Source organism: Siphonobacter sp. BAB-5405, from assembly GCF_002872335.1.
Lineage (GTDB): Bacteria > Bacteroidota > Bacteroidia > Cytophagales > Spirosomataceae > Siphonobacter.
On sequence record NZ_NJAG01000001.1, the window covers coordinates 221946 to 248937 of the forward strand.

Annotated in this window: 24 protein-coding genes; 10 read left to right on the forward strand and 14 right to left on the reverse strand. The window is 49.4% G+C overall.

Translation table 11 applies throughout. From position 1 onward, the window contains the following. Window positions 1-287 precede the first annotated feature (287 nt). The 3 genes from BWI97_RS00895 (at window position 288) to BWI97_RS00905 (ending at window position 3780) form a co-directional block, all read left to right on the forward strand. Complete coding sequence (locus tag BWI97_RS00895; protein ID WP_233207713.1) at window positions 288-2276, forward strand: SusC/RagA family TonB-linked outer membrane protein; 1989 nt, start codon at window positions 288-290, stop codon at window positions 2274-2276. Next, on the forward strand, window positions 2240-3286 hold the full coding sequence (locus BWI97_RS00900) for a mechanosensitive ion channel family protein (protein ID WP_233207714.1): 1047 nt from the start codon (window positions 2240-2242) through the stop codon (window positions 3284-3286). Before BWI97_RS00895 ends, BWI97_RS00900 begins: the two co-directional genes overlap by 37 nt. 71 nt (window positions 3287-3357) lie before the next feature. Then, a complete protein-coding gene (locus tag BWI97_RS00905; protein ID WP_094808231.1) occupies window positions 3358-3780 on the forward strand; it encodes an EamA family transporter in 423 nt (140 codons plus the stop codon). Here the strand turns inward: BWI97_RS00905 and BWI97_RS00910 are convergent, their stop codons facing one another. The 3 genes from BWI97_RS00910 to BWI97_RS00920 all read right to left on the reverse strand — a co-directional run bounded on the left by BWI97_RS00910 (window position 3781) and on the right by BWI97_RS00920 (window position 6763). Further along, complete coding sequence (locus BWI97_RS00910) at window positions 3781-4281, reverse strand: hypothetical protein (protein ID WP_102199696.1); 501 nt, start codon at window positions 4279-4281, stop codon at window positions 3781-3783. A gap of 183 nt (window positions 4282-4464) precedes the next feature. Beyond that, window positions 4465-5679 (reverse strand): pyridoxal phosphate-dependent aminotransferase, encoded by a 1215-nt coding sequence (locus BWI97_RS00915; RefSeq protein WP_102199730.1) that lies wholly within the window; start codon window positions 5677-5679, stop codon window positions 4465-4467. Window positions 5680-5884: 205 nt separating this feature from the next. Then, on the reverse strand, window positions 5885-6763 hold the full coding sequence (locus tag BWI97_RS00920; RefSeq protein ID WP_094808229.1) for a bestrophin family protein: 879 nt from the start codon (window positions 6761-6763) through the stop codon (window positions 5885-5887). A 754-nt stretch (window positions 6764-7517) separates the two neighbouring features. Between BWI97_RS00920 and BWI97_RS00925 the strand changes: the two genes are divergently transcribed. Together BWI97_RS00925 and BWI97_RS00930 are read left to right on the forward strand one after the other, a co-directional pair. Next, a complete protein-coding gene (locus BWI97_RS00925) occupies window positions 7518-10835 on the forward strand; it encodes a S41 family peptidase (protein WP_102199697.1) in 3318 nt (1105 codons plus the stop codon). A 167-nt stretch (window positions 10836-11002) separates the two neighbouring features. Then, window positions 11003-12184, forward strand: coding sequence for an acyltransferase family protein (locus BWI97_RS00930; RefSeq protein WP_369826515.1), 1182 nt, complete (start codon window positions 11003-11005; stop codon window positions 12182-12184). A 49-nt stretch (window positions 12185-12233) separates the two neighbouring features. Here the strand turns inward: BWI97_RS00930 and BWI97_RS00935 are convergent, their stop codons facing one another. From BWI97_RS00935 to BWI97_RS00945, 3 genes are all read right to left on the reverse strand, one after another. Next, window positions 12234-12908, reverse strand: coding sequence for a pirin (locus tag BWI97_RS00935; RefSeq protein ID WP_102199699.1), 675 nt, complete (start codon window positions 12906-12908; stop codon window positions 12234-12236). A gap of 6 nt (window positions 12909-12914) precedes the next feature. Beyond that, on the reverse strand, window positions 12915-13400 hold the full coding sequence (locus tag BWI97_RS00940) for a hypothetical protein (RefSeq protein ID WP_102199700.1): 486 nt from the start codon (window positions 13398-13400) through the stop codon (window positions 12915-12917). 197 nt (window positions 13401-13597) lie between these two features. Continuing rightward, window positions 13598-14314, reverse strand: coding sequence for an intradiol ring-cleavage dioxygenase (locus tag BWI97_RS00945; protein WP_102199701.1), 717 nt, complete (start codon window positions 14312-14314; stop codon window positions 13598-13600). A gap of 146 nt (window positions 14315-14460) precedes the next feature. On the opposite strand from BWI97_RS00945, the gene BWI97_RS00950 reads away from it, so the two are divergent. Further along, window positions 14461-15501: a methyltransferase gene (locus BWI97_RS00950; protein WP_102199702.1), complete on the forward strand. Its 1041-nt coding sequence runs from the start codon at window positions 14461-14463 to the stop codon at window positions 15499-15501. 59 nt (window positions 15502-15560) lie between these two features. On the opposite strand, the gene BWI97_RS00955 is transcribed toward BWI97_RS00950, so the two are convergent. The 3 genes from BWI97_RS00955 to BWI97_RS00960 all read right to left on the reverse strand — a co-directional run bounded on the left by BWI97_RS00955 (window position 15561) and on the right by BWI97_RS00960 (window position 18078). Then, a complete protein-coding gene (locus BWI97_RS00955; RefSeq protein ID WP_102199703.1) occupies window positions 15561-16325 on the reverse strand; it encodes an OBAP family protein in 765 nt (254 codons plus the stop codon). Window positions 16326-16521: 196 nt separating this feature from the next. Next, window positions 16522-16659 (reverse strand): hypothetical protein, encoded by a 138-nt coding sequence (locus tag BWI97_RS27575; RefSeq protein WP_158242653.1) that lies wholly within the window; start codon window positions 16657-16659, stop codon window positions 16522-16524. A 387-nt stretch (window positions 16660-17046) separates the two neighbouring features. Continuing rightward, window positions 17047-18078: an LLM class flavin-dependent oxidoreductase gene (locus BWI97_RS00960; protein WP_102199704.1), complete on the reverse strand. Its 1032-nt coding sequence runs from the start codon at window positions 18076-18078 to the stop codon at window positions 17047-17049. 327 nt (window positions 18079-18405) lie between these two features. Here BWI97_RS00960 and BWI97_RS00965 point away from each other — a divergent pair, with 327 nt between their 5' ends. Beyond that, complete coding sequence (locus BWI97_RS00965; protein ID WP_094811298.1) at window positions 18406-19752, forward strand: NAD(P)/FAD-dependent oxidoreductase; 1347 nt, start codon at window positions 18406-18408, stop codon at window positions 19750-19752. Between the two features lie 129 nt (window positions 19753-19881). Here BWI97_RS00965 and BWI97_RS00970 read toward each other — a convergent pair whose 3' ends face one another. Further along, the gene (locus BWI97_RS00970) at window positions 19882-20718 is read right to left on the reverse strand and encodes a sugar phosphate isomerase/epimerase (RefSeq protein ID WP_102199705.1); all 837 of its coding nucleotides are present in this window, start codon (window positions 20716-20718) and stop codon (window positions 19882-19884) included. A 391-nt stretch (window positions 20719-21109) separates the two neighbouring features. On the opposite strand from BWI97_RS00970, the gene BWI97_RS00980 reads away from it, so the two are divergent. Further along, entirely contained in the window at window positions 21110-22549 is a 1440-nt protein-coding gene (locus BWI97_RS00980) for a DUF6600 domain-containing protein (RefSeq protein ID WP_102199707.1), read from the forward strand. A gap of 107 nt (window positions 22550-22656) precedes the next feature. Here BWI97_RS00980 and BWI97_RS00985 read toward each other — a convergent pair whose 3' ends face one another. Both BWI97_RS00985 and BWI97_RS00990 read right to left on the reverse strand, forming a co-directional pair. Continuing rightward, on the reverse strand, window positions 22657-23115 hold the full coding sequence (locus tag BWI97_RS00985) for an AraC family transcriptional regulator (protein ID WP_102199708.1): 459 nt from the start codon (window positions 23113-23115) through the stop codon (window positions 22657-22659). Continuing rightward, the gene (locus tag BWI97_RS00990; protein ID WP_102199709.1) at window positions 23090-23527 is read right to left on the reverse strand and encodes a cupin domain-containing protein; all 438 of its coding nucleotides are present in this window, start codon (window positions 23525-23527) and stop codon (window positions 23090-23092) included. The genes BWI97_RS00985 and BWI97_RS00990 overlap by 26 nt, the downstream gene beginning before the upstream one ends. A 140-nt stretch (window positions 23528-23667) precedes the next feature. Between BWI97_RS00990 and BWI97_RS00995 the strand changes: the two genes are divergently transcribed. Further along, the gene (locus tag BWI97_RS00995; RefSeq protein ID WP_094811309.1) at window positions 23668-24246 is read left to right on the forward strand and encodes an RNA polymerase sigma factor; all 579 of its coding nucleotides are present in this window, start codon (window positions 23668-23670) and stop codon (window positions 24244-24246) included. 35 nt (window positions 24247-24281) lie between these two features. Further along, complete coding sequence (locus tag BWI97_RS01000) at window positions 24282-24623, forward strand: MauE/DoxX family redox-associated membrane protein (RefSeq protein WP_102199710.1); 342 nt, start codon at window positions 24282-24284, stop codon at window positions 24621-24623. 87 nt (window positions 24624-24710) lie between these two features. Here the strand turns inward: BWI97_RS01000 and BWI97_RS01005 are convergent, their stop codons facing one another. Together BWI97_RS01005 and BWI97_RS01010 are read right to left on the reverse strand one after the other, a co-directional pair. Continuing rightward, the gene (locus BWI97_RS01005) at window positions 24711-25664 is read right to left on the reverse strand and encodes an aldo/keto reductase (protein WP_102199711.1); all 954 of its coding nucleotides are present in this window, start codon (window positions 25662-25664) and stop codon (window positions 24711-24713) included. A gap of 231 nt (window positions 25665-25895) precedes the next feature. Then, a complete protein-coding gene (locus tag BWI97_RS01010; protein WP_102199712.1) occupies window positions 25896-26984 on the reverse strand; it encodes a D-TA family PLP-dependent enzyme in 1089 nt (362 codons plus the stop codon). Window positions 26985-26992 lie beyond the last annotated feature (8 nt).

Consider the following 26992-nt stretch of genomic DNA (forward strand, 5'->3'; position numbering starts at 1 on the left):
TGTCTTTAACTAAAATTACAGAAATATATTATTTTTTAACGAAATAATACCAGTAAAAAATAGCCTTTTATTCTTCTCCATTAACACTGAGCTTCCTAAAAATTAAGTATTTTTTTGAAAATTGAACAATGCTATACGTCGGCACAATTTGACATTTCGTAGAATAATTTTTAATAATTGCAGACAAATCACCTCCTAACAGAATAAGCCCTATTTAACTATTCAATTACTTCTACATGAAAAAATCCTTACTTTGGGTATGTGCTATTCTACTTGGAATAGTCCAGATGGTTTATGCACAAGAACGTCGAGTCACGGGGAAAGTCTCTGCCGCGGATGGACAGGGTATTCCTGGCGTAAGTGTACAGGTAAAAGGAACCACTCGTGGCGTTGTGACGGATGCATCGGGCCTGTATGCGATCAATAGCAACAGTACTTCCGATGTGCTTGTTTTCTCTGCCGTTGGTTACCGTATTCAGGAGCTGACCGTTGGTACGCAGACCACGCTTAACGTCAGCTTACAGGAAGAAACCAAGGCCCTGGATGAAGTAGTCGTTACGGGTTATGGCACCCAGCGGAAAAAGGACATTACCGGTGCTGTAACCGTTGTCAAAGGGGCCGATCTTACGGCTCTGCCTACGGCCAACCTGACGCAGGCCCTGCAAGGTCGGGCAGCCGGGGTAACGGTAGGTAACGACAACTCGCCCGGCGGTGGTACCATGGTACGGATTCGGGGATTTGGTACCATCAACAATAACTCGCCTCTATATATCGTCGATGGCGTTCCTACGCAGGGTACTCTGAATAATATCAACCCGAACGATATTGAAAGTCTGCAGGTACTGAAAGATGCGTCAGCAGCGTCGATTTACGGAGCCAGGGCCGCTAATGGGGTCGTAATTATCACCACTAAAAAAGGAAAGCCTGGCGAACCCAAGCTGACCTTCGACATGTACGTGGGCGTGCAGCGTCCGGGTAAATTCCTTAACCTGCTTAACTCCCAGGAGCTAGGTCAGCAGATTTGGGCTTCGGCACGAAACGTCGGCCAAACGCCTTCACACGGCCAGTACGGCAGCGGTGAGCAGCCCGTCATTCCGGATTACATCTATCCCTCCGGTGTATTCGAAGGCGATGCCCGCGTAGCTCGTGATGCGAATGGCAACTACGTTAACTACACCTACGATCTGCGAAATCCGGATCTGGGTAAAACGAAGTTCATGATTACGAAGGCGAACAAGCAAGGTACGAACTGGCAGAAAGAACTCTTTAATCCCGCCCTGATTCAGAACTATCAGTTGGGTACCAGCGGTGGCACGGATAAGGGTTCGTACGCGATTTCTTTCAACTATTTTGATCAGAAGGGAATCATGAAGTATACCAACTATAAGCGGTATTCTTTACGGGCCAATACGGAGTTCAAGCTGAAAGACCGTATTCGCATTGGTGAAAACTTTACCGTATCGTATGATGAGCGGGTGGGCATTACCAACAATGATGAATCAAACCCCATTGCCTTTGCCGTACGGATGAACCCCCTGATTCCGGTATACGACGTTGCCGGAAACTTTGCCGGAGCAAAAGGAGCGAACTTAGGTAACGCCCGCAACCCGGTAGCCGAGCTATATCGTAACAAAGACAACGTAACCAAAGGTATTCACTTGTTTGGAAACGCCTTTTTGGATCTGGACATCTTCAAAGGTCTGGTGTTCCGTACCAGTATGGGTATTGAGTACAATACTTACAATTTCAATCCCTTTACGCCGCTTGATCCCGAGTCTCCGGAAGCTCGCAATACGAATAGCTTACGGGTAGAAAACCGGTACGACAACTCCTGGACCTGGTACAACACCTTGACGTACAATAAAACGTTTGGCAACCACAGCATCAACGTATTGGCAGGTACGGAGGCTATTGCTACGTACGACTTCATCTTCGACGCTACTCGTAGTAACTACGCGTTTGAGGATCCCGATTACCTGTACCTGAATGCCGGTAGTCCGCTGGGCCTGCAGAACAGCGGCCGGGGCGTTAACCGTACGCGTCTGTTTTCGTTGTTTGGTAAAGTCAACTACGCCTACAAAGATTTCTTCCTGGCTGACTTTACGCTGCGGCGGGATGGTTCCTCACGCTTCAGTGCCGCGAATCGGTATGCGGTGTTCCCGGCGGCCAGTGTGGGTCTGCGTTTATCCGAACTGGCAGCTCTCAAGAATGTCAATTTCCTTTCCGACCTGAAAATTCGGTGTGGAATCTGTGCGTCATTGTCTTTTCGATCCTGATTGGCGTCATCCTGAAATATCTGGTCGTACCCGTCATTCGCAAGCTCACGGCCCGTGAACTGCCCTACTCTATTTTCCGTTCGTCGATCCGGCATTTCAAGTCCATTCTGATTTTTCTGATTCCGCTACTCGTGTTCAATACGCTCTTTCCGCTTATGCATTTGGAACGGGCCTCCCGCGTAACCATCAACCGAATCCTTGAAATTTGCATTACCATTGCCTTCGCCGTCATTCTGATCAAGCTGGTTCGGGTACTGGAGGACTACCTGTACCATTTTTTCGATTCCAATAAAATTGATAACCTCCGCGAACGGAAGCTCCGTACGCAGATTCAGTTCATCCGGAAATTCGTCATTTCGCTTATTGTCATTTTATGCTCAGCAGCCGTACTACTCAACTTTGAAAGTATGCGGAAGATCGGAGCCGGGTTATTGACGGGCGTGGGGATTGGCGGTATTATCATCGGTTTTGCTGCCCAAAAGTCTCTGGGTAACCTGTTAGCCGGTTTTCAGATTGCATTCACCCAACCCATCCGGATTGATGATGTAGTCATTGTGGAAGGCGAATGGGGAAAGGTGGAGGAAATTACCTTGACGTACGTCGTCGTCAACATCTGGGATAAACGCCGCCTGATTCTGCCCATTACGTATTTCATCGAAAAGCCTTTTCAGAACTGGACCCGTACCACCGCCGAAATTCTGGGCGTCGTGTTTATCTATACGGATTTCACCCTTCCCATCGAGCCCGTTCGCCAAGAACTCAGTCGTTTATTACGCAGCAACTCGCTCTGGGACGGAAAGGTAGACGTATTGCAAGTAACGGACTTTACCGAACGCAGTATGCAGATTCGGTGCCTGATGAGCTGCCGTAACTCCGGCGATGCTTTTGATTTACGTTGTTACGTACGCGAACACCTGATTACATTCATTCAGAACAACTACCCCGAGACGCTGGCCCGTACCCGGATTGTCCTGGAATCGCCGGATACCTCCAGCAGTAATCCCTTCTGATTCAATGGATAATACGTCAGGCTGGAACGCTCCTTTTTGGAAAGCAGGTCTGCACTTATCCTCTGACTTGTATGTGGATCGTATTCGCCTTGCTGGCGGCACTCTCGGCCGCCATTGTGGTTATTTTCTCAAAGATTGGAGTCAAGGACGTCGATTCAAATCTGGCCTTCGCTATTCAGTCCGTACTCATCATTATTGTAGCCTGGAGCGTAGTCGCCTGGCAGGGCAGCCTTAGTCAGGTGACCCGCATTGAACGTCGTACCTGGGTGTTTCTGATTTTAGCCGGTATCATTACCTGTCTTTCCTCGCTATTCAGTTTTCGGGCTCTCAAGCTCGGTGAGGCAGGAAAGGTTTCGCCCATTACGAACCTTTCCTTCGTACTGGCTCTGATTTTCGGTATCGTTTTCCTGAAAGAAAAAATCAATTGGGTCGTAATTGCCGGAGCTGTACTCATGGCCATTGGCGGCGTTATGATTGCCACCGCCCGCGAGTAGTTACTGAATGAGCAGATCGCCGTGGCCCTTACGAACACACGTACCGTCGATGAACTTGTAGTACATCCGGATGGTATCCTTAGGAGCCGTAGCTTTTACATTGATCAGTGAAATACCAGTGAAAACCGTATCGCGGGAAAGAATTACTTTAAAATCCTGATCGACCAGTCGAATCTGTACGTGAGTTGCGGAATCTTTCTTCACATACAGGCTAAAAATACCATCGCTGGGATTAGGGTACGCGAATATGTTGTGCGTATGCGGAGTTGTGCATACGGTTTCGTTTGTGGTTGAAAACAACTTTTCCTCTTGTTCCACCCAGGTATCGTTGAATTTCCAGTCGGTTGAATCCGTACTGATAATGATACCACTAGCATTAGTTCTGGTGATGCCAGTAAAGTAAATCTTTTTAGGTTCCTCAGGTTTTTCGATTTCTGGGTCTTTATCTTTTTTACAGGCAAAGAATACCAGGGCGAGCAGAAGGTAGCGGAAGTTTTTCATGGTAGCGGAAAGGTTATGGGTTTAGAACCCGGGCTGAAACTAAAGGTACGTTTTGGCATTTACAAATTAGAAACGTATAATCCAATAGTCTCAGGCGTGAATGTCGTTTGCTTAAACCATAAAAAAAGCCTGCAAGGTTTCCCATGCAGGCTGTACGCAAACAGGCAATAAAATCCAAAAATCTTAGCTCAGTCGGGCTACCGCTGCTTTGATACGGTCACAAGCTTCGGCTAGTTGCTCATCGGCAGCCGCCGTTGAAATCCGCATGCAGTTCGGAGCACCAAAACCGGAACCCGCTACCGTGGCTACGTGAGCCTGATCGAGCAGCCAGTTGCAGAAATCGTCTGAGTTGTTAATCGTCGTAGTACCGTCTGATTTTCCGAAATACGCACTGATGTCGGGGAAGGCATAGAATGCTCCATCGGGTACATTGACTTTAAATCCGGGAATTTCTTTCAGCTTTCCAACCACCAGTTCGCGGCGACGCTGATAGGCTTCCTTCATTTTCTTGGCATCATCCAGAGGACCATTAAAGGCCGCTACCGCCGCTTTCTGGGCGATTGAATTCGTACCCGAAGTAACCTGCCCTTGTAGTTTTTCTACGCCATCGGCAATCCACTTGACGGCTCCGATGAAACCAATCCGCCAGCCCGTCATGGCGTGGCCTTTGGCTACCCCATTTACGGTAATGACGCGATCTTTGATTTCAGGAATCGAGCCGATACTGAAATGACCTTCCGCCGTGAAGTTAATGTATTCGTAAATTTCGTCGGCGACCACGAACACGTTCTCGTGACGAGCCACGACCTCGCCAATCGCCCGCAATTCGGCTTCCGAGTATACGGAACCCGTCGGGTTGTTAGGAGATGCGAACATGACGACCTTGGTTTTAGGCGTAATGGCGGCTTCAAACTGCTCGGCCGTAACCTTGAAGTTATTTTCAAAAGCTCCGTCAATTACTACGGATGTACCTTCGGCAAGCTTCACCATTTCGGAGTAGCTCACCCAGTACGGAGCGAAAATGACGACTTCATCACCGGGGTTTACCAGTACTTGCAGCACGTTGGCCAGCGAGTGTTTGGCTCCGGTAGAAACCACGATGTTTTCGGGTTTCCAGTCAATATTATTATCACGCTTCAGCTTATCGGCAATGGCTTTCCGCAAATCGGGATAGCCAGCAACGGGCGAATAACCGTGGAAACCATCGTCGATGGCTTTCTTGGCGGCTTCGCAAATGTGTTGCGGGGTTTTGAAATCGGGTTCACCCACAGAAAGGCTGATGACCTTGTGTCCTTGGGCGGCCAATTCGCGGGCTTTTTTCGTCATGCCCAGCGTCGATGACTCTTCCAACGCGTTGATACGGTCGGCGAGTCTCACTTCCAGTTCTGCCACTGCCATTTGAATACGTAATTTTTGATTAGAATAATCCTGTAATCGCCACAGGGCGAAATCGGCGGCAAAGGTACGTGTTTTCAACACAAGAACGCACTACGAACTGGCTGATTTTTAATGGAAAGTTAGATTATTTACAAGACCGCTAAAAAAAGATTTTTTCCCTTGAAAAAATGAAAAAAATAAGAACCTGAAACTCTCAATGCTTTCTTCATAGTAAATCACCAACGGCCTTACGTATACCCGTCGAAATATCATCGGTCGGTAAATCATTGTAATCCTTGCCAAAGGGGTCTTCGATTTCCTCCGCAATTTCCTCTAAACTGGACAGTACGTAGAAAATAAAAAGTACCATCGGGATCACGGAGTAGTGGAGCGTAAGTACGTAGCCAAAGGGCAGGGACAGACAGTAAATGGAGATGAATTTCTTGAGAAACAAACTATACGAAAACGGGATCGGCGTTTTTTTGATCCGTTCGCAACCGCCGAGAATGTCCGTAAATGACTGAAATTCGGGATTGAGTACCAGCAAATGTTCGGGCCGAATGACGCCTTTCTGGTACAACTCATCCATCTTACTGAAAATCCGCATCGCCATCTGGTTAGGTACGTGTTGCTCCGGATTCAGATCAGTGGGGTTAAAACCGGGAGCGGCTTTTAAGTCTTCTGGTACAAAGACGCCGCGTAAATGGTTTTTCAGCGAGAAGGCGTAGTTGGGAATCATGTGTCGGAAAAAAGCCCGGTCGTCGGTATCCTCCTGTGGAATAATATGGGCCAGTTTTATCGCCAGATTTCGGGAATTATTAACCAGACTTCCCCAGAGCTTCCGCCCCTCCCACCAGCGATCGTAGGCCGAATTGGTCCGAAAAACCAGTAAAAGCGACATCACAAAACCCAGTAATGAATGAGCCGTAGCAATACTTCTCAGATCAGAGTCCGGCCCCGGATGCCAGAATTCCAGTACTAGCACGGCTACTATCGTTGTGTATACCGTCATTCCAACGAGAAGCGGAGCCAGTCGGTGAATGGTTTCAGCCTTGTGAACGCGAAAGACGGCCTTAAACCAGTCTTTGGAATTGTATTCAACCATGAAGGGGTTTTGATTTTAGGATTATTGTCGTTGCAGTATGATTGGTTCGTCTAGCCTAATCATTTTTCAGGATTTGTACATTATCCTGCACCATTCTTCTACTAAAAAAATCGTGTCGACCGACTAAGCCGGCAGGCACAGCCTACTAACTTTTACGTCCGCAGCGAATGCTACGAACAACCCGTTCCCCTTACATGACCCTGTTTCATTTTTCGTGATTGAAACAGGAAGACTATTCTGTTTGGTACAGTTTAAAAACGTGCAACCCTTTCCTCAACCGACTTCCTAACTCCCAAGGAGTTCAATGTGATTAGCCCCGTATGCAATGCGGGGTATAGGTGCGTCCCGCCTGGTAGGCACAGCCTACCAACGTTTGCTTCCGTAGCGAATGCTACGAACAACCCGTCCCGTTTACGTTATCGTTTTTCTATACTGAAAATTGAAACGGGACGATTAAGTGCGACACCCCCTGTGGGGCTGGTTTGGAAACGTATACCAGTTACTGCCTCTTTAATCGAATCCCCAAACCCGAAGGGTTCAACCTGATTAGCCCCGTATGCAATGCGGGGTACGAGGCACCAGCTATCCTTTTCCCGACTTCAGCCTTCATTTTCTGCCTCTTCTCCCGACCGTTTACGCCAAGCCCTACCATCCATCAATAATTTAGCCACCAACGATCAAGCAATGGTACCAAATGCAGCCTTAAGCTGCTAATTTGCATCCTGCATCTTTTGTGACATCAACCGCTTCCCCCATGCGTCATATACTCCTAACCGCTTTGGGAGCTTTACTTCTGGCACAAAGTCCGGAATTGAAAGCCCAGCATTCCAACGAAACTTTACTGGTTCGTCAGCCTACGTTATCCAAAACGCACATTGCCTTTACGTACGGCGGTGATCTCTGGATTGCCAATCGGGATGGTTCGCAACCCCGCCGACTTACGGTTGCTCCTGGTACGGAAAGTGGCCCCTTGTTCTCTCCGGATGGACAAACCATTGCCTTCACCGGCACGTACGACGGCAACGCCGACATCTATACCATTTCGATCAACGGCGGTGAACCCAAACGCGTAACCTGGCATCCCAGTGCGGATGTAGTCCGTAGCTGGTCGCCCGATGGTAAACACCTGTTGTTCACGTCGACGGCCAATTCAACCACACCCCGTTATCCTAAATTGTTTACTGTATCGCTCAATGGAGAATTACCGCAGGAATTACCCATCATCATGAGCGGTAACTGGGCCAGCTACTCACCCGACGGTCAGACGATTGCGTATACAACCATTACGGATGCTTTCAACACCTGGAAACGCTACCGGGGCGGGATGACGACGCCCATTCGTCTGGTGAATACGAAAACGATGGATTCGGAACTGATTCCGCACGTGAATGCTTCCGACGTTCAGCCCGTGTGGATTGGTTCGAAAGTCTATTTTCTTTCGGATCGGAATCGAATCATGAACGTGTTTGAGTTTGATCGTTCGACCAAACAAGTCAAGCAAATCACGCATTACACGGATTATGATGTCAAAACGCTGACGGGCAACGGATCGGAACTGGTCTTTGAATACGCCGGACGTCTGCATACCCTGGAACCTGCTTCGGGTAAAGCCACACCCGTCCCCATCAGTATATCTCCCGAAATTCTGGCTCTACGACCCACCTGGAAAAACGTTTCCAACATGATTCGGAATGCCAGTCTTTCGCCCAGCGGGGTACGCGTGGCAATCGAAGCACGCGGCGACATTTATACCGTTCCAGCGAAAAAAGGCGACTGGCGTAACCTGACGCACAGCGATGGTACCCACGACCGCGACCCAATCTGGTCCCCCAAAGGAGACAAAATTGCTTACGTATCCGACGCTTCCGGCGAATACCAGCTGCATTTGGTGGATCAGAAAGGCGAGAAAGAGCCGGAGGTTATTTCGCTGGGCGAGCCTTCCTTCTATCGCCTGACGGAGTTTTCGCCCGATGGCAAGAAAATCCTGTATCAGGACAAGAAGCTGAACTTGTGGTACATGGATCTGTCGGCGAAGAAACCCGTCAAAGTAGCGACGGACACCTACGGACCCAGCACCAATCTGGAGGGCCATTTCTCGCCCGATGGCAAATGGATTGTATACTCCGAAAAGCAGGTCAATTACCTGAATACTGTTTTCCTGCACGAAATCGCAACGGGCAAAGCAACGGCCATTACCGATGGCAAGAGTGATGCCGGTAATGCGGTATTCAGCCGGGATGGCAAATACGTATTCTTCACAGCCAGCACCAATACCGGTACAACCGTAAGCGGGCTGGACATGAGTGCCTACGATCGGCGGGTGACCAGTAATATGTACGTGGTGGTATTGAATGCGAAAGATCCTTCCCCTTTCGCTCCGGAATCGGACGAAGAGAAGGTTTCTGACTCGGAAAAAGGTAACGATGAGAAGAAAGCAGACGAGAAAAAGTCCGATAAAAAAGACGACAGTAAAAAAGATAAAAAGTCCGACGCCGCGAAGAAAGACGAGCCCAAGAAAGATGAGCCGACGCCGAAAGTCGTCGTGGATCTGGAGGGCATTGGCCAACGCATTCTGGCACTCCCTATTCCGGCGGCTGCTCTCGGTACTCTGGCCGTAGCCGATGGGGGTAAACTGTTCTACGTCAATTACGGCGACGCGGTAACGGCTCCATCCCTGAATCGATTTGATCTGAAGGAACGCAAGTCTGAACCCTTTCTGCCGGGTGTAGCTGGGTACACGCTCAGTGCCGATGGCAAAAAACTCCTGTATTTCTCGGGCAGTTCTAATGTAGGTATTGTAGACGTCGGTGGAAAAGTGAATCCGGGTGATGGCAAAGTAGACGCCAGCGGTTTACAGGCACTGGTTGATCCCCGCCACGAGTGGAAGCAGATGATCGACGAATTCTGGCGGATTGAGCGGGATTATTTCTACGTACCCAACATGCACGGAGCCGACTGGAAAGGTGTGAAAGAGAAGTACGCGAAATTTCTGCCGTATGTCGCTCACCGTTCCGATCTTAATTATCTGATTGGTGAGATGATGGGTGAAATGGTTGTGGGACACAACTACGTATCCGGGGGTGATTTTCCGGAAGTAAAACCCATTCAGATTGGCTTACTGGGAGCTGATTACGAAACGGACAATGGCTATTACCGCTTCAAGAAAGTGTACAACGGTGAGAACTGGAATCCAAATCTGAAAGCTCCGCTAACCCAGCCGGGCGTTACGGTCAAGGCGGGTGAATACCTGATTGCCGTTAATGGTCGTCCGCTACGGGCTACGGATAACGTTTATAGCTTCTTCGAAAATCTGGTGGGCAAGCAGGTGGTACTGAAAGTCAACAGCAAACCCAGTGAATCCGGTGCCCGTACCGTAACGGTCGTTCCGATTGCGAACGAAACAGGCCTTCGTCAGATGGATTGGGTGGAAGGCAACCGCCGCAAAGTAGACGCGGCAACGGGTGGCAAAGTAGCCTACGTATACCTGCCGAACACGGGTTCCGATGGATACACGTTCTTCAACCGCTACTATTACAGTCAGCTGGATAAAGACGCGGTCATTATCGATGAGCGTTTCAACGGCGGTGGTTTCGTGGCGGATTACATTATCGATATGTTGAATCGGCCGCTACTGAGCTACTGGAACGGTCGGGAAGGCAAATCCTTTACGTCACCCGCGGCTTCCATTTACGGTCCTAAGGTGATGATCGTTAATGAGTACGCGGGTTCGGGTGGTGATGCTTTACCGAATTTCTTCCGTCGCCGGAATCTGGGTACCATTATTGGTAAGCGTACCTGGGGTGGGCTCGTCGGTATTTCGGGCTATCCTTCGCTGATTGACGGTGGTTCGGTTACTTCGCCCAGCTTTGGTATCTACTCGCCCGACGGTAAATGGGAAGTAGAAAACATCGGCGTAGCTCCGGATATTGAAGTCGAAATGACGCCAAAGGATACGCAGAATGGCAAAGATCCCCAACTGGAAAAAGCCATTGAAACCGTACTGGATCAACTCAAAAAGAATCCGGTGAAACGTCTGGAAGCTCCCGCTCCGGATAACCGGGCGAGAGATTAATACTGATTATTGGTTTTCATTTAAAGGAAAGGCTCACCGAGTGGTGAGCCTTTCCTTTTTTGCTGAACTGCTTACTGCCAACGATTTAGTAGGAATGTAGTATCGCCCCACCCTTTTCCCCTATCTTAGCTCAGCAAACCATTACCTCTTGATAAACCTATCGTATCGTGTCTGTTACTACTACTACCTTTCCCAAAGGCCGACTCCTGTCGATGGATGCGTACCGCGGCTTTGTGATGTTTTTGATGATGGCGGAAGTGCTACAGCTGGGTCGCGTCGCTGAAAACTTTCCTGAAAGTACATTCTGGCAGTTTCTGGCGTATCACCAAAGTCACGCGGAATGGCTGGGCTGCTCGCTTCATGATCTCATCCAGCCTTCGTTTTCGTTTCTGGTGGGCGTGGCTCTGCCTTATTCCCTGGCCAGTCGTATCAGCAAGAGCGAACCTTTTGGACTTCAGTTTGCCCATACGCTGCGTCGCTCGCTGATTTTAATCCTACTGGGGATTTTCCTGCGATCCATTGGCCGTTCACAAACCAACTTTACGTTCGAAGATACACTAACCCAAATTGGTCTGGGGTATCCCTTGCTCTTCCTGATTGCTCAACGCTCGTTCCGTACGGGATGGATTGCTTTGGGGGTGATTTTAGTAGGGTACTGGCTGGCGTTTGTGCTGTACCCCGTTCCAGCCATGGCTCCCGAACGTGTCGGCGTACCCGCTGACTGGCCGTATCATTTTACCGGCATTGCCGCTCATTTCAATAAGAATACTAATCTGGCCTGGGCCTTCGATACCTGGTTTCTTAACCTGTTTCCCCGCGAAGAACCTTTCCTTTACAACGAGGGCGGCTATGCCACCCTGAGCTTTATACCAACGCTGGCCACTATGGTACTCGGACTACAGGCGGGTCGCTGGGTACGGGCTCAGTCGGCGGGCTTATTCAAACGCTTTCTGATTGTGGGCGTAGCCGGATTACTACTCGGTAGCCTGTTATCAGTAAGCGGCCTTTGCCCCTCCGTCAAACGCATCTGGACGCCCTCCTGGGTGCTTTTCAGCGGGGGCTGGTGCTTTTTGTTACTGGCGTTATTTTACTTCTTGATTGACATTCGGAAATGGCAACGCTGGAGTTTCCCCTTACTGGTTATTGGCGTAAATTCCATTGCCGCCTACTGCATGGCTCATTTGTTTGAACCATTCATTGCAGAATCCTTTCGTACGCATTTCGGGCCAAACGTGTATGAGTTTTTAGGCGAACCCTACGCACCTATCCTACGTGGCCTGATCGTATTGCTGTGTTACTGGCTGATTTTGTACTGGATGTATCAGAAGAAATTATTCATCCGAATCTGAATGCGTCGTTGTAAGGTACTGGGCAGCGACTTTTCCAGCGTATCCCTTTTCACACTTCCAAAATTAATGCAATAGCTCCCGAAGAAAGGGCCTCAAACTCAACCGCTCCCGTATTTTTCAGCGATAATCCATCCCGACTTTCCAGGAGTCGATCCTGCATTTCAAAGGCCCCTTCAATGATAAAAATAAATACGCCTTTGGCTGGATTATTGAGCGTATACTGACCTTCCGCCCGCCCGTCGTATTGCCCGACGTAATACGGTTGATCCTGACTAATGGGTATCAGCTGATTGCCTGGACTCAACTCGAACGACTGGCTGGTAAGACGATACGCATCCGTTTCCTGATGAATCCAGATTTGCAGGAAATTGATCAATTCCTCCTCATACGGATTGGCAATTTCGTACGAAAGCGTATCGGGAGTGGTTACCTCCAACGTTTGCCCAGCGGCAACAAACGTATGCCCCCCCATTCCGTCGGTGTACTCGATGCCACCCACCAGTGGTAGAATGAGTACGCGGGTATTTCCCTCAGCCTGCATACGCAGACGAGCTCCAGCTTGTAGCGTATCGTCGTTGAATACCCGTAAGTCACCAAACGGCTGCCGACCTTCCACCTGATACAATCCGAAGTTGAATACCTGCCAGCTTCGCAACCAGTCCAATTCCGTTAGCCCCCGCTGATTAGCCAGGTAGATCTGAGCTTCTACCGAGTCCTGTTTCATTCCTTGTTATTGAATCGAATGAATATTTAAAAGGGGTTGCAGCGGGATTAGCTCCTTTTCTACGTCCTGACCAGCCCATAAAGCCGCCAACTGATCGCCATAGGCAACAAGCAGATGGGTTCCTACTACATCAATCCAGGTGAGCGGTTCGCTGTAAAAATCAATCACAACGGCGTGCTCTTGCTTTTGTTCCACGTGAGCATTCAGGATTTCGGACTTGAATTCCCGAAAGGGAAGCGTCCGCTGGCCGGCGGTATTTACCACGTCAGGCACGTATCCCTGCAGTTGTTCGATATAGTCCATGATTACCGTACTTACCAGCTCCTGATCGGCCTGTGGCTCTGCCGCCAGCACCTGCGTCTGGTAACGTTGCGACGACTGGTGGTATTCAAGCTTCTCAAAACGTTCCTGATACGTCTCCTCAAATACCTGCCGTTCCCAGGCAGCGGTCGAGGCTGCCGTAATTACCTTACGGTACCTCAGTCGAATCATGCTTTTTCTCATAGTTATTAAAACGTAGATTTATGTACGTCGTATTAATCTGCATTGAAATTCATCCAAACGTACCCGATCTTTTTGCATCGCCGTTTTCTTCTGGCAAAGCAACAATCCAGATACTGGCGATCCGGCTACCCTCGATGATCGAGGGATAGCCGGATACAAAAATTCTTTCCTTGATCTCGTATGCCTTAAGCACTCACCACAATCGTGTGGGTGAGTACGTATCCCGCCGCCACACTACCGGTTACGGTAGCAAGTTCGGTAGCGATGGAGTCAGCGAATACGTTGTCCCGAGCGTTGCTGGTATCCTGCTTACCACGGGTATACAGGTTCGTGGCCGTGGTATAGACGGTGTTCGACACATCTTCGGGGAACGCAATCTGGGTAACCAGCAACGATTTTCCGCTCGAGTTATAGATGTGTACGTGAATGTGCGGAGCCCGGCCGGAGTACCAGCCCGGGAAAATCGAGGTAAAGGTAATTAATCCGTTCGCATCGGTCGTTTGCCGTCCCCTCAAAAAGTGCACGGAAGTGAAGTTACTACTTTGCATCCCCGTTCCGCCGTATTCCGAGTAATTACCGTCCTTGTCGCAGTGCCAGATATCTACTAAGGCTCCCGCTAACGCTCCACACGCATTATTTTTATTCTGAATGTTGATTTTAATCGTAAAGGGCACCCCCGTACGGTCCGAACGAATGTCCGTGATAACCAGTGAGCTGGGCGATTTCGTAGGGAATGGACCTTCGGTTTCTGAAGGCGTTGCCGTACAGCTACCCGACCCCGTTTCGGTACCACTTTCCGGTGTTGTACTATCTTCATCCTTTTTGCAGCTACCCAACAGGGGAGCTATGGCCATGTATCCTAATGCAGAAAATCCTCGTTTCAAAAAGTCTTTACGTTCCATCGTCGGTTTGTATTGGAGTGTTCGATAATGAATACGCAGGCAACGAATCCTGCGTTGCAAGGCCTTTCAACTTTGAGGGAACTGCGGGGATTCCGTAGGTTTGTATACGATTTACTTTTCTAACTATTTTCTGGCTTTCTAAACCTATGCAACCAACCCTTGATCTGGCTCCGATTACCCGTCACCTGCGGGCCATGTACGGTTCGCGACTGCTCGTAGCCGCCGTGAATCACCTGAGTGTATTCGAACATTTTGAACAGGGACCGCTTTCTTTTACGGAATTACAAACCCGGCTTCAACTCAGCGAGCGTCCCGCTCACGTCCTTATTCCGAGCCTTTGTGCGATGGAAGTTCTCACGCAAACGGCCGAAGGCAAACTCTATCCGTCGGAACTGGGCCAGTACCTGTCCCGAAAAACACCGCAAAATCTGATTGGTTACGTGGGTCTGGAAAAAGAGGACCCGGGTGTACTGGAAATGGTGACGCGTCTGCAAAACGATGGCCCGCTGGATGCCTCTGAAGGCTTTTCGTACGTCATGGATGCCGACGCTCCATCGCCCATGGATGAACCCGAAACGGCCCGGCTGTTCACGCTAGGCTTGGCCGGACGGGCTCGTAAACTTTCCCCGATCGTGGCCGAACACCTCCCCCGCATCGAAGGTCATCTCCTTGACGTAGCCGGTGGTACGGGCTTCTACACGTACGAATGGCTACACCGCAATCCCTCAGCAACGGCTACGCTTTTTGACCGACCCCAGGTACTGGAAGTAGCCAGAGAACTGCTGGAAGAATTCATTGCTCATACGGGTGATCAGACGATCCGCACCCGTATCCAGTTTCAGGCGGGCGATATGCTGACGGATGTTTTACCCCAAACGGATCTATTACTGGCCGCGAGTCTTTTTCACGACTGGCCGACGCAAACGTGTCAGGAACTGGCTCAACGCTTTGCGACGGCCCTTCGCCCCGGTGGTGAATTGTGGGTACACGATACGTTTTTGAACGACACGCTCGATGGCCCCAAGCCCGCTACCGACTACGGAGCCGCGTTGTTCTGGGGTACCAAGGGTCGCATTTATAGCCGACAGGAACACCGCAACTGGTTTGAGCAGGCCGGGTTACAGCCCTTACCAACGCAGATTCCTACCCAGATGGAATATGGCCTGATCGCTGCCCGAAAGGCTTAATGGGCTTGCCTGTATCTTCCCGAAAGCGTAAGATCTTTCGGGAAGATTACAAATTATGACTAGTTCAGATGGTGATGGGATAGTACACCCTTGTAGTCATCCGTTACCTTCAACTGACGGATTTCGCCTTTTTCCCAGGCATTCGCTCCCGCCTGAATAGCGGGCGTAGGAATATCCGCCCGGTTCTCTTTCTTTTCAGCCGTTGAAATACCAAAACGTTTGTCGCGGGCCGCTACTAAACTATCCTGCAACTGCCCCTCCTGCGTGAATCCCATCATCACCATCGGATGCCCCATCGGCAATACCAGATCTTTGTCGGTATGCCAGGTGTGGAACGTCTTGCCGTAGGTACTCACCAGTTTTTCCATGAGTTCGTGTTCGGCTACTTCCGGAATGCCCGGGGCAATGAGCGTACCTGATTTTACTTCGTGGTGGTGACTGTGCCAGAGCTTACGCTCGTCGGCGGGAAGGGTTTTAAAGACCTGCTCGGAGACAATATATTCCACCCCCATAATCTTCGCATCGGCTCCGTTTCCGTCGAAAATGACGCATTGAATACAGTCATTGTTGATTTGCCGACAGTAGTGGTGAGCTTCCATTTGTCCCTTCATGTCCCCGTTGTAAAAATGAAATCCATCTAGATACATGTCCAGAGCCTTCAGGGGACGTTTGTTTTGCAGAAGATCGGCTCCGGCTTCAAGCACTTTGTCTTTGGTCGTTTTCTCCTTGCCCGGCGTCTCCACATTGGAAGGAGTATTCTTACCTCCGCAAGCCAGCAGCAGGGCGGACAAAACCAGCACAGGGATACAGGAATGAACATTCATAAGATCGATCGGTTGTGTTACGTGGAAGCACCGAACGCCAAAAAAATTATTCCCTGATAATCAGTAACTTATTATCTTAAATCAAGAAGATGAAGTTTTTTCTTAACTAAAAGTACACGGACAGGTAAGGTTTAATGATGATTTATTTTTTTGCTGTGATAGGGATGTCTTTCGTCCCGCTGAGACAGCTGATCTTTTAGTCCATATCGCGAACGCCACTCACTTCCTCTTGCTCCAGGCCACCGCCTTGCTGAGGAAGCCACCATGGAATGGCCCCCATGGAATGGAAGGTGGCTTTTCGCGATAGGACGGGGCCTGGTTTTAAGTCGACCATGAAGGTATTCGACTGTAGTTTAACAACTGTAAACCAACAACTGATAAATTGTTAGAAGATGATAAAACCTCTCCCGCTGGTAAGCTAGCCATTACATAGGGCAACTGAACGACCTTCGACAGCAGCAATGCGGTGAACTAAAGCAGGCGGTCGCCTACATGGAATGGTTAGGCGTGGAGAGGTCCAGCCTGGAAGGCTTAGGTGCTACTAGTCAGCCTTGTATACGAGTCCAAACTCAGTCTAGGTAAATTACGGAACTCTAAAAGAGCAACACTTTCTTTGCCATGGAGTAGAAATACGCTACTAGCCAACTATACCTGTGGAACGAAATTCATTTTATTCCAGAAAATACAACGTTACTCCTCCTATCATTAACTACAAACCCTACTAAAACAACTGATGATTCGTCACCACCGTCGTGCTGAAGGCTTGAGCTAATAGCTCAAAGGATCGAAGCCGATCTTCAAAATGATACGTCATGGTGGAAGCCATAATTTCATCGACCTCATATTCATTCGCCAACTGCGTAAGCTCCTCCTTTACCTGCTCGGGCGTACCCGAAACGATACGGTCGGCGTGGAAAAAGCGGAGTCGGTCTTCTTCGGCTAATGTAAACTCGTAATCTTTAATCGTTTCGTAGTCATCTACCCCTTCAAAACGTCCCTTGTCCATTTGAATCAAGCGGTATTCCAGTACTTTTCGCAGTTGCTGGGCTTTTTCTTCCGTATCCGCACAGATCACGAACAAAGCCAGTAAGGCCGAGGGCTCGGGCATGAATTCAGATGGTCGGAAATCCCGCTTATAGGCCTCCACGATTCGGGGTGAAACCTGTCCGTTGATAAACCGGGCTACGGCCAGACCCATCCCATATTCAGCGGCCAGCTGACTACTTCCCCCACTCGAACTCAGAATCCACTGGGCCGGAATTGTATCGGCCTGCGGTACGGCCAAAACGGGACCATATTGCGTTCCGGCGGAATCCGTAAAGAAAGTTTGCAGATAATCGAGCTGTTGACGGTAACTTTGTTCACTGAAATCGTTCGACGGATTGAGCAACGCGGACGAAATCCGGTCTCCACCCGGAGCACGGCCCATCCCCAGGTCGATGCGTCCAGGAAACAGTGATTCAAGCAAACGGAAGTTTTCGGCTACTTTCAGGGCACTATGATTCGGCAGCATCACGCCACCGGAGCCGATCCGGATTTGCTGCGTTTCGTCCGCCAGTTTTACCATCAGCACTTCCGGTGCTGAACCGGCAATGGCAGCGGCATTATGGTGTTCCGAAACCCAGAAACGGGTATATCCCCACTGATCAGCCTGTCGGGCTACCGTAATGGTCTGTTGTAAGGCATCGCGGGCAGAGCCGCCCTTCCGCACGGGCGACTGATCCAGGATACTAAGCTTAATAGACTTGCTCATGATTTTTTTGCATTATTCCGATTTCAACTAGATGCCAATTTTAGTACAATTGGCACTATAAGCTATTAAATGAACCTGATCCTGAACGTAGTATAAAATTTTTTGTTCTTTAGAAAGAAGAAACTGATTTTTGTACTAAAATTCGATCAGTCCTTTTTTGAATAACAATGAGTAAGAATACGAATCAAGCATGTTAGAATGCTCTTTTTCCCATTTTTAAACCATTAACTCTTAAACGTTTTCAGAGACCATTCGTTCCGCATGGATTTACGATGTAAATCTGGTTCGGTTTTTTTGGAAGAGAACGTTTGTTCATCGACTTGTCAAATGCTTGATTTAAAAGATCTTTCGCTAAATATTCCAGAAACCACAAAACCCCGCGTGGTCATCATCGGGGGCGGTTTTGGAGGAATTAACCTGGCTCAAAAGCTTCCGGGGAAGCAGTTCCAGGTGGTTATGCTGGATAAACAGAACTATCACGGGTTCTGGCCGCTGCTGTACCAGGTGGCTACGGCTGGTCTGGAAGCGGATGCGATCGCCGAACCGCTTCGGAAGATGTTCGATGAAGATTACGAAGACTTTCATTTCCGTCCGGTACGCGTAACGAGTGTTAATCCAGCCACGAAAACGATCAGTACGCTGATTGGTGACCTCAGCTATGATTACCTGATCATTGCTACGGGTACGAAATCGAACTTTTTCGGTAACGACCAGATCAAGCAGAACTCGTTTCCATTAAAGAAAATTACCGATGCCCTGAACCTGCGTAGCCAAATTCTGCAGTGTTTTGAAAAGGCGAATATGACTACGAACGCGGCTCTGCGGCAGAGTTTGCTGAACATCGTTATCGTAGGCGGTGGTCCCACGGGTGTAGAAACGGCGGGTGCTTTAGCCGAAATGCGGAAGCACGTACTGCCCGGTGATTATCCCGGTATGGACTTCACCAAAATGAATATCTATCTGGTGGAAGGCCTCGACCGCGTACTGCCGCCGATGTCGCCCGAATCCAGTAAGAAAACGCAGGCGTACCTGGAGAAAATGGGGGTTATCGTGAAAACGAAAACGCTCGTAGAATCCTACGACGGCGAAGTCGTAACCTTTAAAGGAGGCGAACAAATCCAGACGCAGACGCTCGTATGGGCTGCTGGGGTAGCGGGTGCTACACTGCCCGGTATTCCTCAGGAAATCATCCAACGGGGCGGTCGGTACCCTGTGAACCTGTTCAATCAGATTGAAGGGTACACGGATATTTTCGCCATCGGTGATATCGCGATGATGAAATCGGATAAGTATCCGAATGGTCACCCCGGTGTGGCTCAACCCGCGATTCAGCAGGGTCAACACCTGGCTAAAAACCTGAAACGCCTGCTGGCTGGACAGGAATTACAACCGTTCAGCTACTTCGACAAAGGTTCGCTGGCCATTATTGGCCGGGCTCGTGCTGTTGCGGATCTGCCGGGTAAAATCACCCTGGGAGGTATCATTGCCTGGTTTGCCTGGTTGTTCGTCCACATTTACTACCTGATTGGTTTCCGTAACAAACTGGTCGTATTGAGCAACTGGCTGTACCGTTTCTTTACCTACGAACGCGGTACGCGTCTGATCATTCGTCCGTTTATCCGGAAGGGCGACAAGGCTACCGAAACGTTTATGAAACAGCAGGCGGCTGATTAGATTAGCCCGCTAAATAGGTTTGAGAGGGCACTTATACCTTTCATGCCACAGCCTATAGAAAAAGGGTTTTGGAAGCTTTTCCAAAACCCTTTTTTGTGACAGTCAAACTGTTCTTAGGTCAACTTACCATTACTTTATACTTCCCTTCGTATAGATCATCCGGAAGTTTTTGACGCTTTCGGCAATTTCGGGAGCGTTATTTTCCCAATGGTATTCATATTCTGCCGAAATAGGACCTTTGAATTTCTGGCGTTTCATTTCAGCAATGACGGCTGGGATATCACAAACGCCGGTTCCCCAAACGACATCGTGCGTCTTTGGAGCTTTTTCTTCCAAATCCTTAAAGTGCATGCCCAATACGCGTCCTTCGAGTTGTTTCAAACACGCTACCGGATTCAAACCTGAGCGTACCCAGTGCCCAATATCCGAGCAGGAACCCAGGTACGGGTTATTTCCAATCACGGCCAGTACGGAATCAGGATGCCAGTAGTGGGAAGGTTTGGGGTGATTGTGCAAGGCCACGTTGATTTTGTATTCCTGGGCCAGTTTACCGATGTACGGCATTTGCTTCACGTCCGGCTCGGAATTGATGTTCCGAATGCCCATTTCTTTGGCAAACTCGAACAGGGCTTTCCATTCGGCTTCGTCTTTGGCCCGAACTACACCATACGCTACCAGCGTAAGCCCTCGATCCTTGAGCATTTTTTTCACCGCCTGCCGCGTAGTCGCGTCCATCGTGAAGTTCATGGTGCCCGTCACCCCTCCGCCAATTTGCTGCGAGGGAAAAGCTTCGACGTATTTCAGACCGCAACTATCAATTTTTCGCAGGGCTTCGGCGAAAGGAAAGAGCCGGAACGAATAGGACTGGGCTCCGAGCATCCAGCCTGATTTGGATTCGGGCGTTTTCTGAGCGAACAGACTACTGGCCAGCAACAGGCTGCCCAGGAAGAGTAAGGCTTTTTTCATAGGTCTAGAAATCATCTGAATAGATAGCGGAAATATCGGGAGTATTTTCAAATGCTGTATGTACAGTGGGATATTTTCCCATTGCTCAATGGTTAGCCAGTCCATTGCCTAGGCCAGCAAGCGGTTTAGATTTGGTAAATGACTTCAATTTTTATAAGTAGATACTTCATACAATATCATTAAAGTTCCAGAAGGTCTTTTCATGAAGTCATAAGCCCTTGATTTGTTAAAAACCATTAATTTCTTCGCCCGTACTAAACCCGGCCCCGCCCAACTGATCCAAGCTTCAGTTACAAAAACAGCACAGAATTTAACATTTTTTAGGTAGTTTTTTACACATAAAATGTTCAATTTTAGTGCTTTAAATGAATCGACTCGATTCACACCAGCCATGAAAACAATCCGTATTTTCGCTCTGATCTGCTTCGTTTTTGCTGGCGTAGGCCGCCTAGCCGCCCAGCCTGGCGTAAGCATTTCCTTTGCGACTTTCTATAATGAATTGTCACCGTACGGTGAATGGATTCAGAATCCGCAGTACGGTCAGGTCTGGGTGCCTAATGCGGGTCCCGACTTTCAGCCCTATGGTACGGCCGGACACTGGGAAATGACCGAATACGGAAATACTTGGGTATCGGATTATCCCTGGGGCTGGGCTCCTTTCCACTACGGTCGCTGGCAAATGGACCCCTACCGGGGTTGGGTCTGGGTTCCCGATTACGAATGGGGACCGGCCTGGGTAGGTTGGCGGAATGGAGGCGGGTACTACGGCTGGGCTCCGCTCGGACCGGGTATGAACATCAGCGTTAACATTAACCTGCCCTGGAACTACTGGACGTTCGTACCGCAACGGTACATTTCAAGCCCTCGGATTTACAGCTATTGCGTACCCCGTACGCAGGTGGTAAACATCTATCATAATACGACGATCATTAACAACGTCTATCGGTACAACAACCGCTCCTACGCTGCCGGGCCCCGAGCCTATGACATTCAGCGAGCTACGGGTCGTGACGTGGCGGTTCGTCGGGCGGATGATTTCGGTCGTCGGGCTGGTTTCTACGATCGGAGTAGCATGAGCGGCCGGAATGATCGCTTTGACCGAAATCAGGGCCAGTGGAATGGCAACAACCCAGGGAGAAATTCGGATAGTCGTCCGGGGAACTGGAACAACGGAAACTCTAATACTAACGATTCCCGGCCGACTCCGGACCACTCGAATCCTAACGTTTATCGTCGCGGCAATTCCGATTATAATGCTTCGTTCGACGCGAATAATCGTCCGAGACGGGAAACGGGAGCCAATCCGGAAGACGGTACCAATCCCTGGAATGCCAATCGTAACGGTAATCGTGCAGCGGACCCTAATAATTCCTTCGGAAATGGCCGACCTAACCGCGAAAGCAGTAATCCCTGGAATTCTGATCGTACGGCCGGCCCGAATCCTCAGCCTAGTCGCGAGTCTAATCCATTCGGCGGCAGTCGACCTGATCGTGAAGCCAGTAACCCCTGGAACTCCGGTCGTACTACCATGCCGAATAACCAGCCCACTCGCGAATCCAATCCTTTTGGTGGCAGTCGCCCCGAACGGAGTGCTCCAAACCGGGAATCATTCCCCGACTTCCGGAGTAATCGGCAATCTCCTATGAGTAGTCCTTCGGCTAACCCCTCGGAAGGTCGTTCCTGGGGAGGAGGCATGCGACAATCGTCGCCCGAAGGCCAGGGTGGTGGCTTTTCCAGAGGTAGAGAAAACGCGATGCCCCAGCAGGTTCCTGCTCAACCACAACCGGGTGGCGGCGGCGGCGGTATGCGTTCACGAGGGAGTAGAAACTAAATAGAATTCTTCAGCAGGGTTAATCAAACCTTAAGCGAAGCAAATCAGTTATATAACATCATTGTTTATTGCCACAAAGCCGTACTTCGCAAGGGGTGCGGCTTTATTTATGCTTTCTGATAGGCCCGGCGATACTCAATGGGCGTATAACCCGTAATACGTTTGAAATGCCGATTGAAATGCGAGAAGTTGGCATATCCACTTTCGTAACAAACCTGAGCCACGGGCCAGTCACTGGAAATCAGTAATTTACAAGCCTGCCCAATGCGTACCTCCGCCAGAAACTCGGTATAGGTTTTTCGCATGCGACTTTTAAAATACCGACAGAAGGAAGGTGGGTTGAGGGCGGCTTCGGCGGCAATGTCTTCCAGTGTAATCTTACTGGCAAAATGGGTAAAGGTGTAATGGTATACTTTGGCCAGCCGTTCGGTATCCAGCAAATCGTTCGGTACACCGTAGCCGATACTAGCCAAGGGAACCAAATCTTTCGAATCCGCTAGCAGGCGTAAAATATCCAGCAGGCCTACCAGCCGGTACAGATCATCGCCAGTGGCACAATCCTGCATCCGTTTTTGTACGGCCTGTTGCGTCGCTCCTCGTCACTTTCAGCCCACGTTCGGCTTTCAGGAACAGATCGCGTAGGGGCTTCGTCTCGGGTAAAGTATTGAATTCTTTACCAGCAAAATTTTCGGCGAAATGAATGGAAAGCGAACTACATAGCTCCGTATTATCCGATTTAAAGTAGGCTTCATCGGAACGCCACAGATGAGGTAAGTTAGCACCTAGTATAATCAGTTCACCCGCTTCAAAGGCCTCCACGTGGTCACCTACGAGCCGCGTACCACTCCCCTGTTGTACCCAGGTAATTTCCAGTTCCGGGTGGTAATGCCAGCGATTGTAGAAAAACGGCTCTACGACCTGCCGCATCCCAAACGAGGCCCTTCCTTCGAAATTAAACCGGTGATAAACGGGTTTCATGATGCTGCGTTTTCAGAACTGATTTAAACCAAGTATAAGTTATGCAAATATAGTATCAATTGAAGTTAAGTGCGGGTAAGTAGTGCATTCAAACAATGTTGAATTTTGTTCAGTAAAACGAGCAAAACCTAACCTCTACCGTGGTTTCTGATCAACAACTCTGGAATGCCTTACTGGACGGCGATTGTGAAGCGTGGGGCATCCTGTACCGCCGTCAGTACCGCCCGTTACGATCCTGGGCTTTGCGACGCTTTGCGGATTCGGCGATGGTTGAAGATGCACTCCAGGATTTATTTCTGTGGATCTGGCAACATCGGCAAAACCTCAATCGCCATGCTCCGCTGACGCCTTATCTGAAATTTTCGCTTCGAAATCAGATTTTAAAGCTCCTACCCGCCAATCATATTTCCCTAAGTCAGGAAACGGACGCCTTTGATCTGATTACGGAAAGTTGCCCCGAAAGTGGGTTGATTGAACGCGAAGCCGAAAATTCCTGGCAACGCTTTACGCGGCAGTCGCTCAACAGCCTGCCCCGACGGAAGCGTCAGGTCATGGAGCTGCGTTACCACGAAGGCTTTTCAATTGAAGAAATTTCCGAACGTACGGGCTTACAGTATCAGTCCGTAGTAAATGCCGTACAGCTTTCGGTCAGTCACCTGCGAAACCGAGCTTTGGAGGCGGGGTACAACTATCAGGTTTTTAGACGGAAATCCCGTTGACTTTATGCTGGACCCAATCTTTTAGGAAGAACGGCATGAGCCTCTACCTGATGTCTTTGCTCTACGTTGTTGCGGGTATTCTGCACTTCGTACGTCCGCAGACGTATCTGCGAATCATGCCTCCTTCCATTCCCGCTCCACTGACTATGGTGTACTTAAGCGGCGTTGCTGAACTGGTACTGGGCCTGGCTTTGTTGGTGCCTTCCCTTCGTACCTGGGCGGCCTGGGGCATCATTCTCCTGCTGATTGCGGTATTCCCAGCCAACTGGTATATGGCGACTTCCGGAAAGTTCACTAATATCCCCGCCTGGATTCTCTGGGCTCGACTGCCCCTACAGGGCGTTCTGATTTACTGGGCCTATACCTTTACCAAATAAACTACGCTTAAAATGAAACTTCCCGAACGTGTAGCACCTCCGGGAAGTCGTATTCTTGCTGTCAAAAGGCAGTCTTCATATTTAACCCTACTTCCAGTCACTCGCCTGATCCAGCTTTTCGATCGCCTCCGTACTGAGCGATAATTCTGCTGCCTGGATGAACGACTGTAATTGATTCAAACTCGTAGCACTGGCAATCGGAGCCCCTATGGAAGGCCGGGCCATCAGCCAGGCCAGGGCTACACTAGCGGGTGTGACTTTGTATTCTTCCGCCACTTCATCCAGGGCCTTTAAAATTCCTAGTCCCTGTTCGTTGAGGTATTTCTTCACGCCCTGACCGCGTTGACTTTTCGCTAAGTCAGCCTCAGAACGGTATTTACCCGTGAGAAATCCACTGGCCAAGGAATAATAGTTAATCGTACTGAGTTGATGCTCCCGTACAATCGGCTCATAAATTTCTTCGTATTCTTTCCGCTCTACCAGACTATAATTGGGTTGCAGCGTTTCGTACCGGGGATACCCGTTTTTTTCACTGGCCTGCAGCGAAGCTTTCAGTCGTTCGGGACTCATGTTCGACGTACCGATGATGCGTACCTTGCCCGCTTTCACCAGTTGATCGTATGCTTCGAGCGTTTCTTCGACGGGCGTACTTTCGTTGTCGTAGTGCGTCTGATAAAGGTCAATGTACTCCGTTTGCAAGCGACGCAGGGAGTCTTCCACACCTTTTAAGATGTAGGCTTTTGAAACGTCCGGATGACCTTTGCCGTTGTCAGCTCCGATTTTAGTGGCTAGAATGATCTGCTCGCGATTGTTGCGTTGCTTCATCCATTTGCCCAGAATCGTCTCCGATTCACCGCCAATGTTGCCCGGTACCCACCGAGAATACACATCGGCCGTATCAATAAAATTAAAGCCAGCCGCTACAAAAGCGTCGAGTATTTCAAATGAAGTCGTTTCGTCGATGGTCCAGCCAAATACGTTTCCGCCAAAGGCCAGCGGTGCTACTTCAATGTTCGATTTTCCTAATGCTCTTTTTTGCATAGTTCAATGAATTTACGGAACCCGGAAGCTCCAGAAAACAGTACGGTAGCTTCTAAAAAAAACCGGACAAATAAGTCTAAAAACAGACGTTGGGTTCTGGTAAAGAAATTAAAATTTCCTGAAACACTGATTATCAAGGATTCAGAGCCAAATGTTTTCTTACTAGTGTAGAAATAAAAAAGCGGTCAAGCCAAGGCTCAACCGCTTCCTATTGAGTACATTGTTTTGTACTTAAATGGTAATTTTCCGCTTTCGCGATACGATGGCCCACTCGTCTAAGACTTCCCCATTTTCCACGACGGTTGCCGTTTCGTGCAGGGCTACGGTCGGGCAAATGTGATACGGCACGCCGTAGAGTAGATCGCCTACTTCGATGGATTCCCAGCTACTGACTCGCACTACGCCATGTTCTTCACTCTGACTGAGTAATTCATACTCCGCCAAATTAAGAAACTTCACCCGTCGGTTGACTGGATTTTCAGCCGCTACCGCCTTGTGCCCTAAGTCGATGGTAACTAGACCTTCCGCAGGTTTCGATACGACCCGCGTTATCAGCAAAGCGGCCCATTCGAATGGCTGTTCTTCCAGCAAATCATCGTAACCCCAATCCCACAGTAGACAGGTACCCGGACTCAGGTAAGTACCCGGCCGCAGGGCGTGTACTGTAAAAGAGGGCGTGCCTCCGGCAATGATCATCCAGTTTTCATCGACCTGAATGGCATCAATCACGCGTTGATAGGCGGCGTCTACAACTTCCTTCCGTTCTTCAAAATCGGTATTACGGATATGGCCGTCGTAAATGTGCAGACCTTTCAGCTCCAGATTGGGCAGCGTATGCACATAGTCGATCAGGCTTTGTAGATTTTCTACTTCTACCCCGGTCCGATCCATACCATTGTTTACATCGATAAAAACCGGAGCTTTTTCCTCCCCAAAATAGGTATGGATCGCGTGAGCTGTAATCGGGTTATCGACTAAAGCCTGGAAGCTCGTTTCCGGATACTGCTGCATCAGCTGGTGCCAGCGGGCTACATTCGGTCCCACCACCGGATACGCCAGCAACACCCAGGGGGCTCCGGCCATTGCGGCCATTTCGGCTTCGGCAATGGTCGAAACTTTAAATTTCGTAATCCCTACCTCCAGTTGCAACTTCAGGATTTCAATGGTTTTATGGGTTTTAGTATGCGGTATGAGTCGCTCCGGACTTCCGGCAATCGCCACCATGATGGCAATATTCCGGCGAATCCGATCCTGATAAAATACAATACCGGGTGAAGGAACCAGGTCAGGATGATGGAGCGTGAACCAATCTTCAGTCATGGAAATTT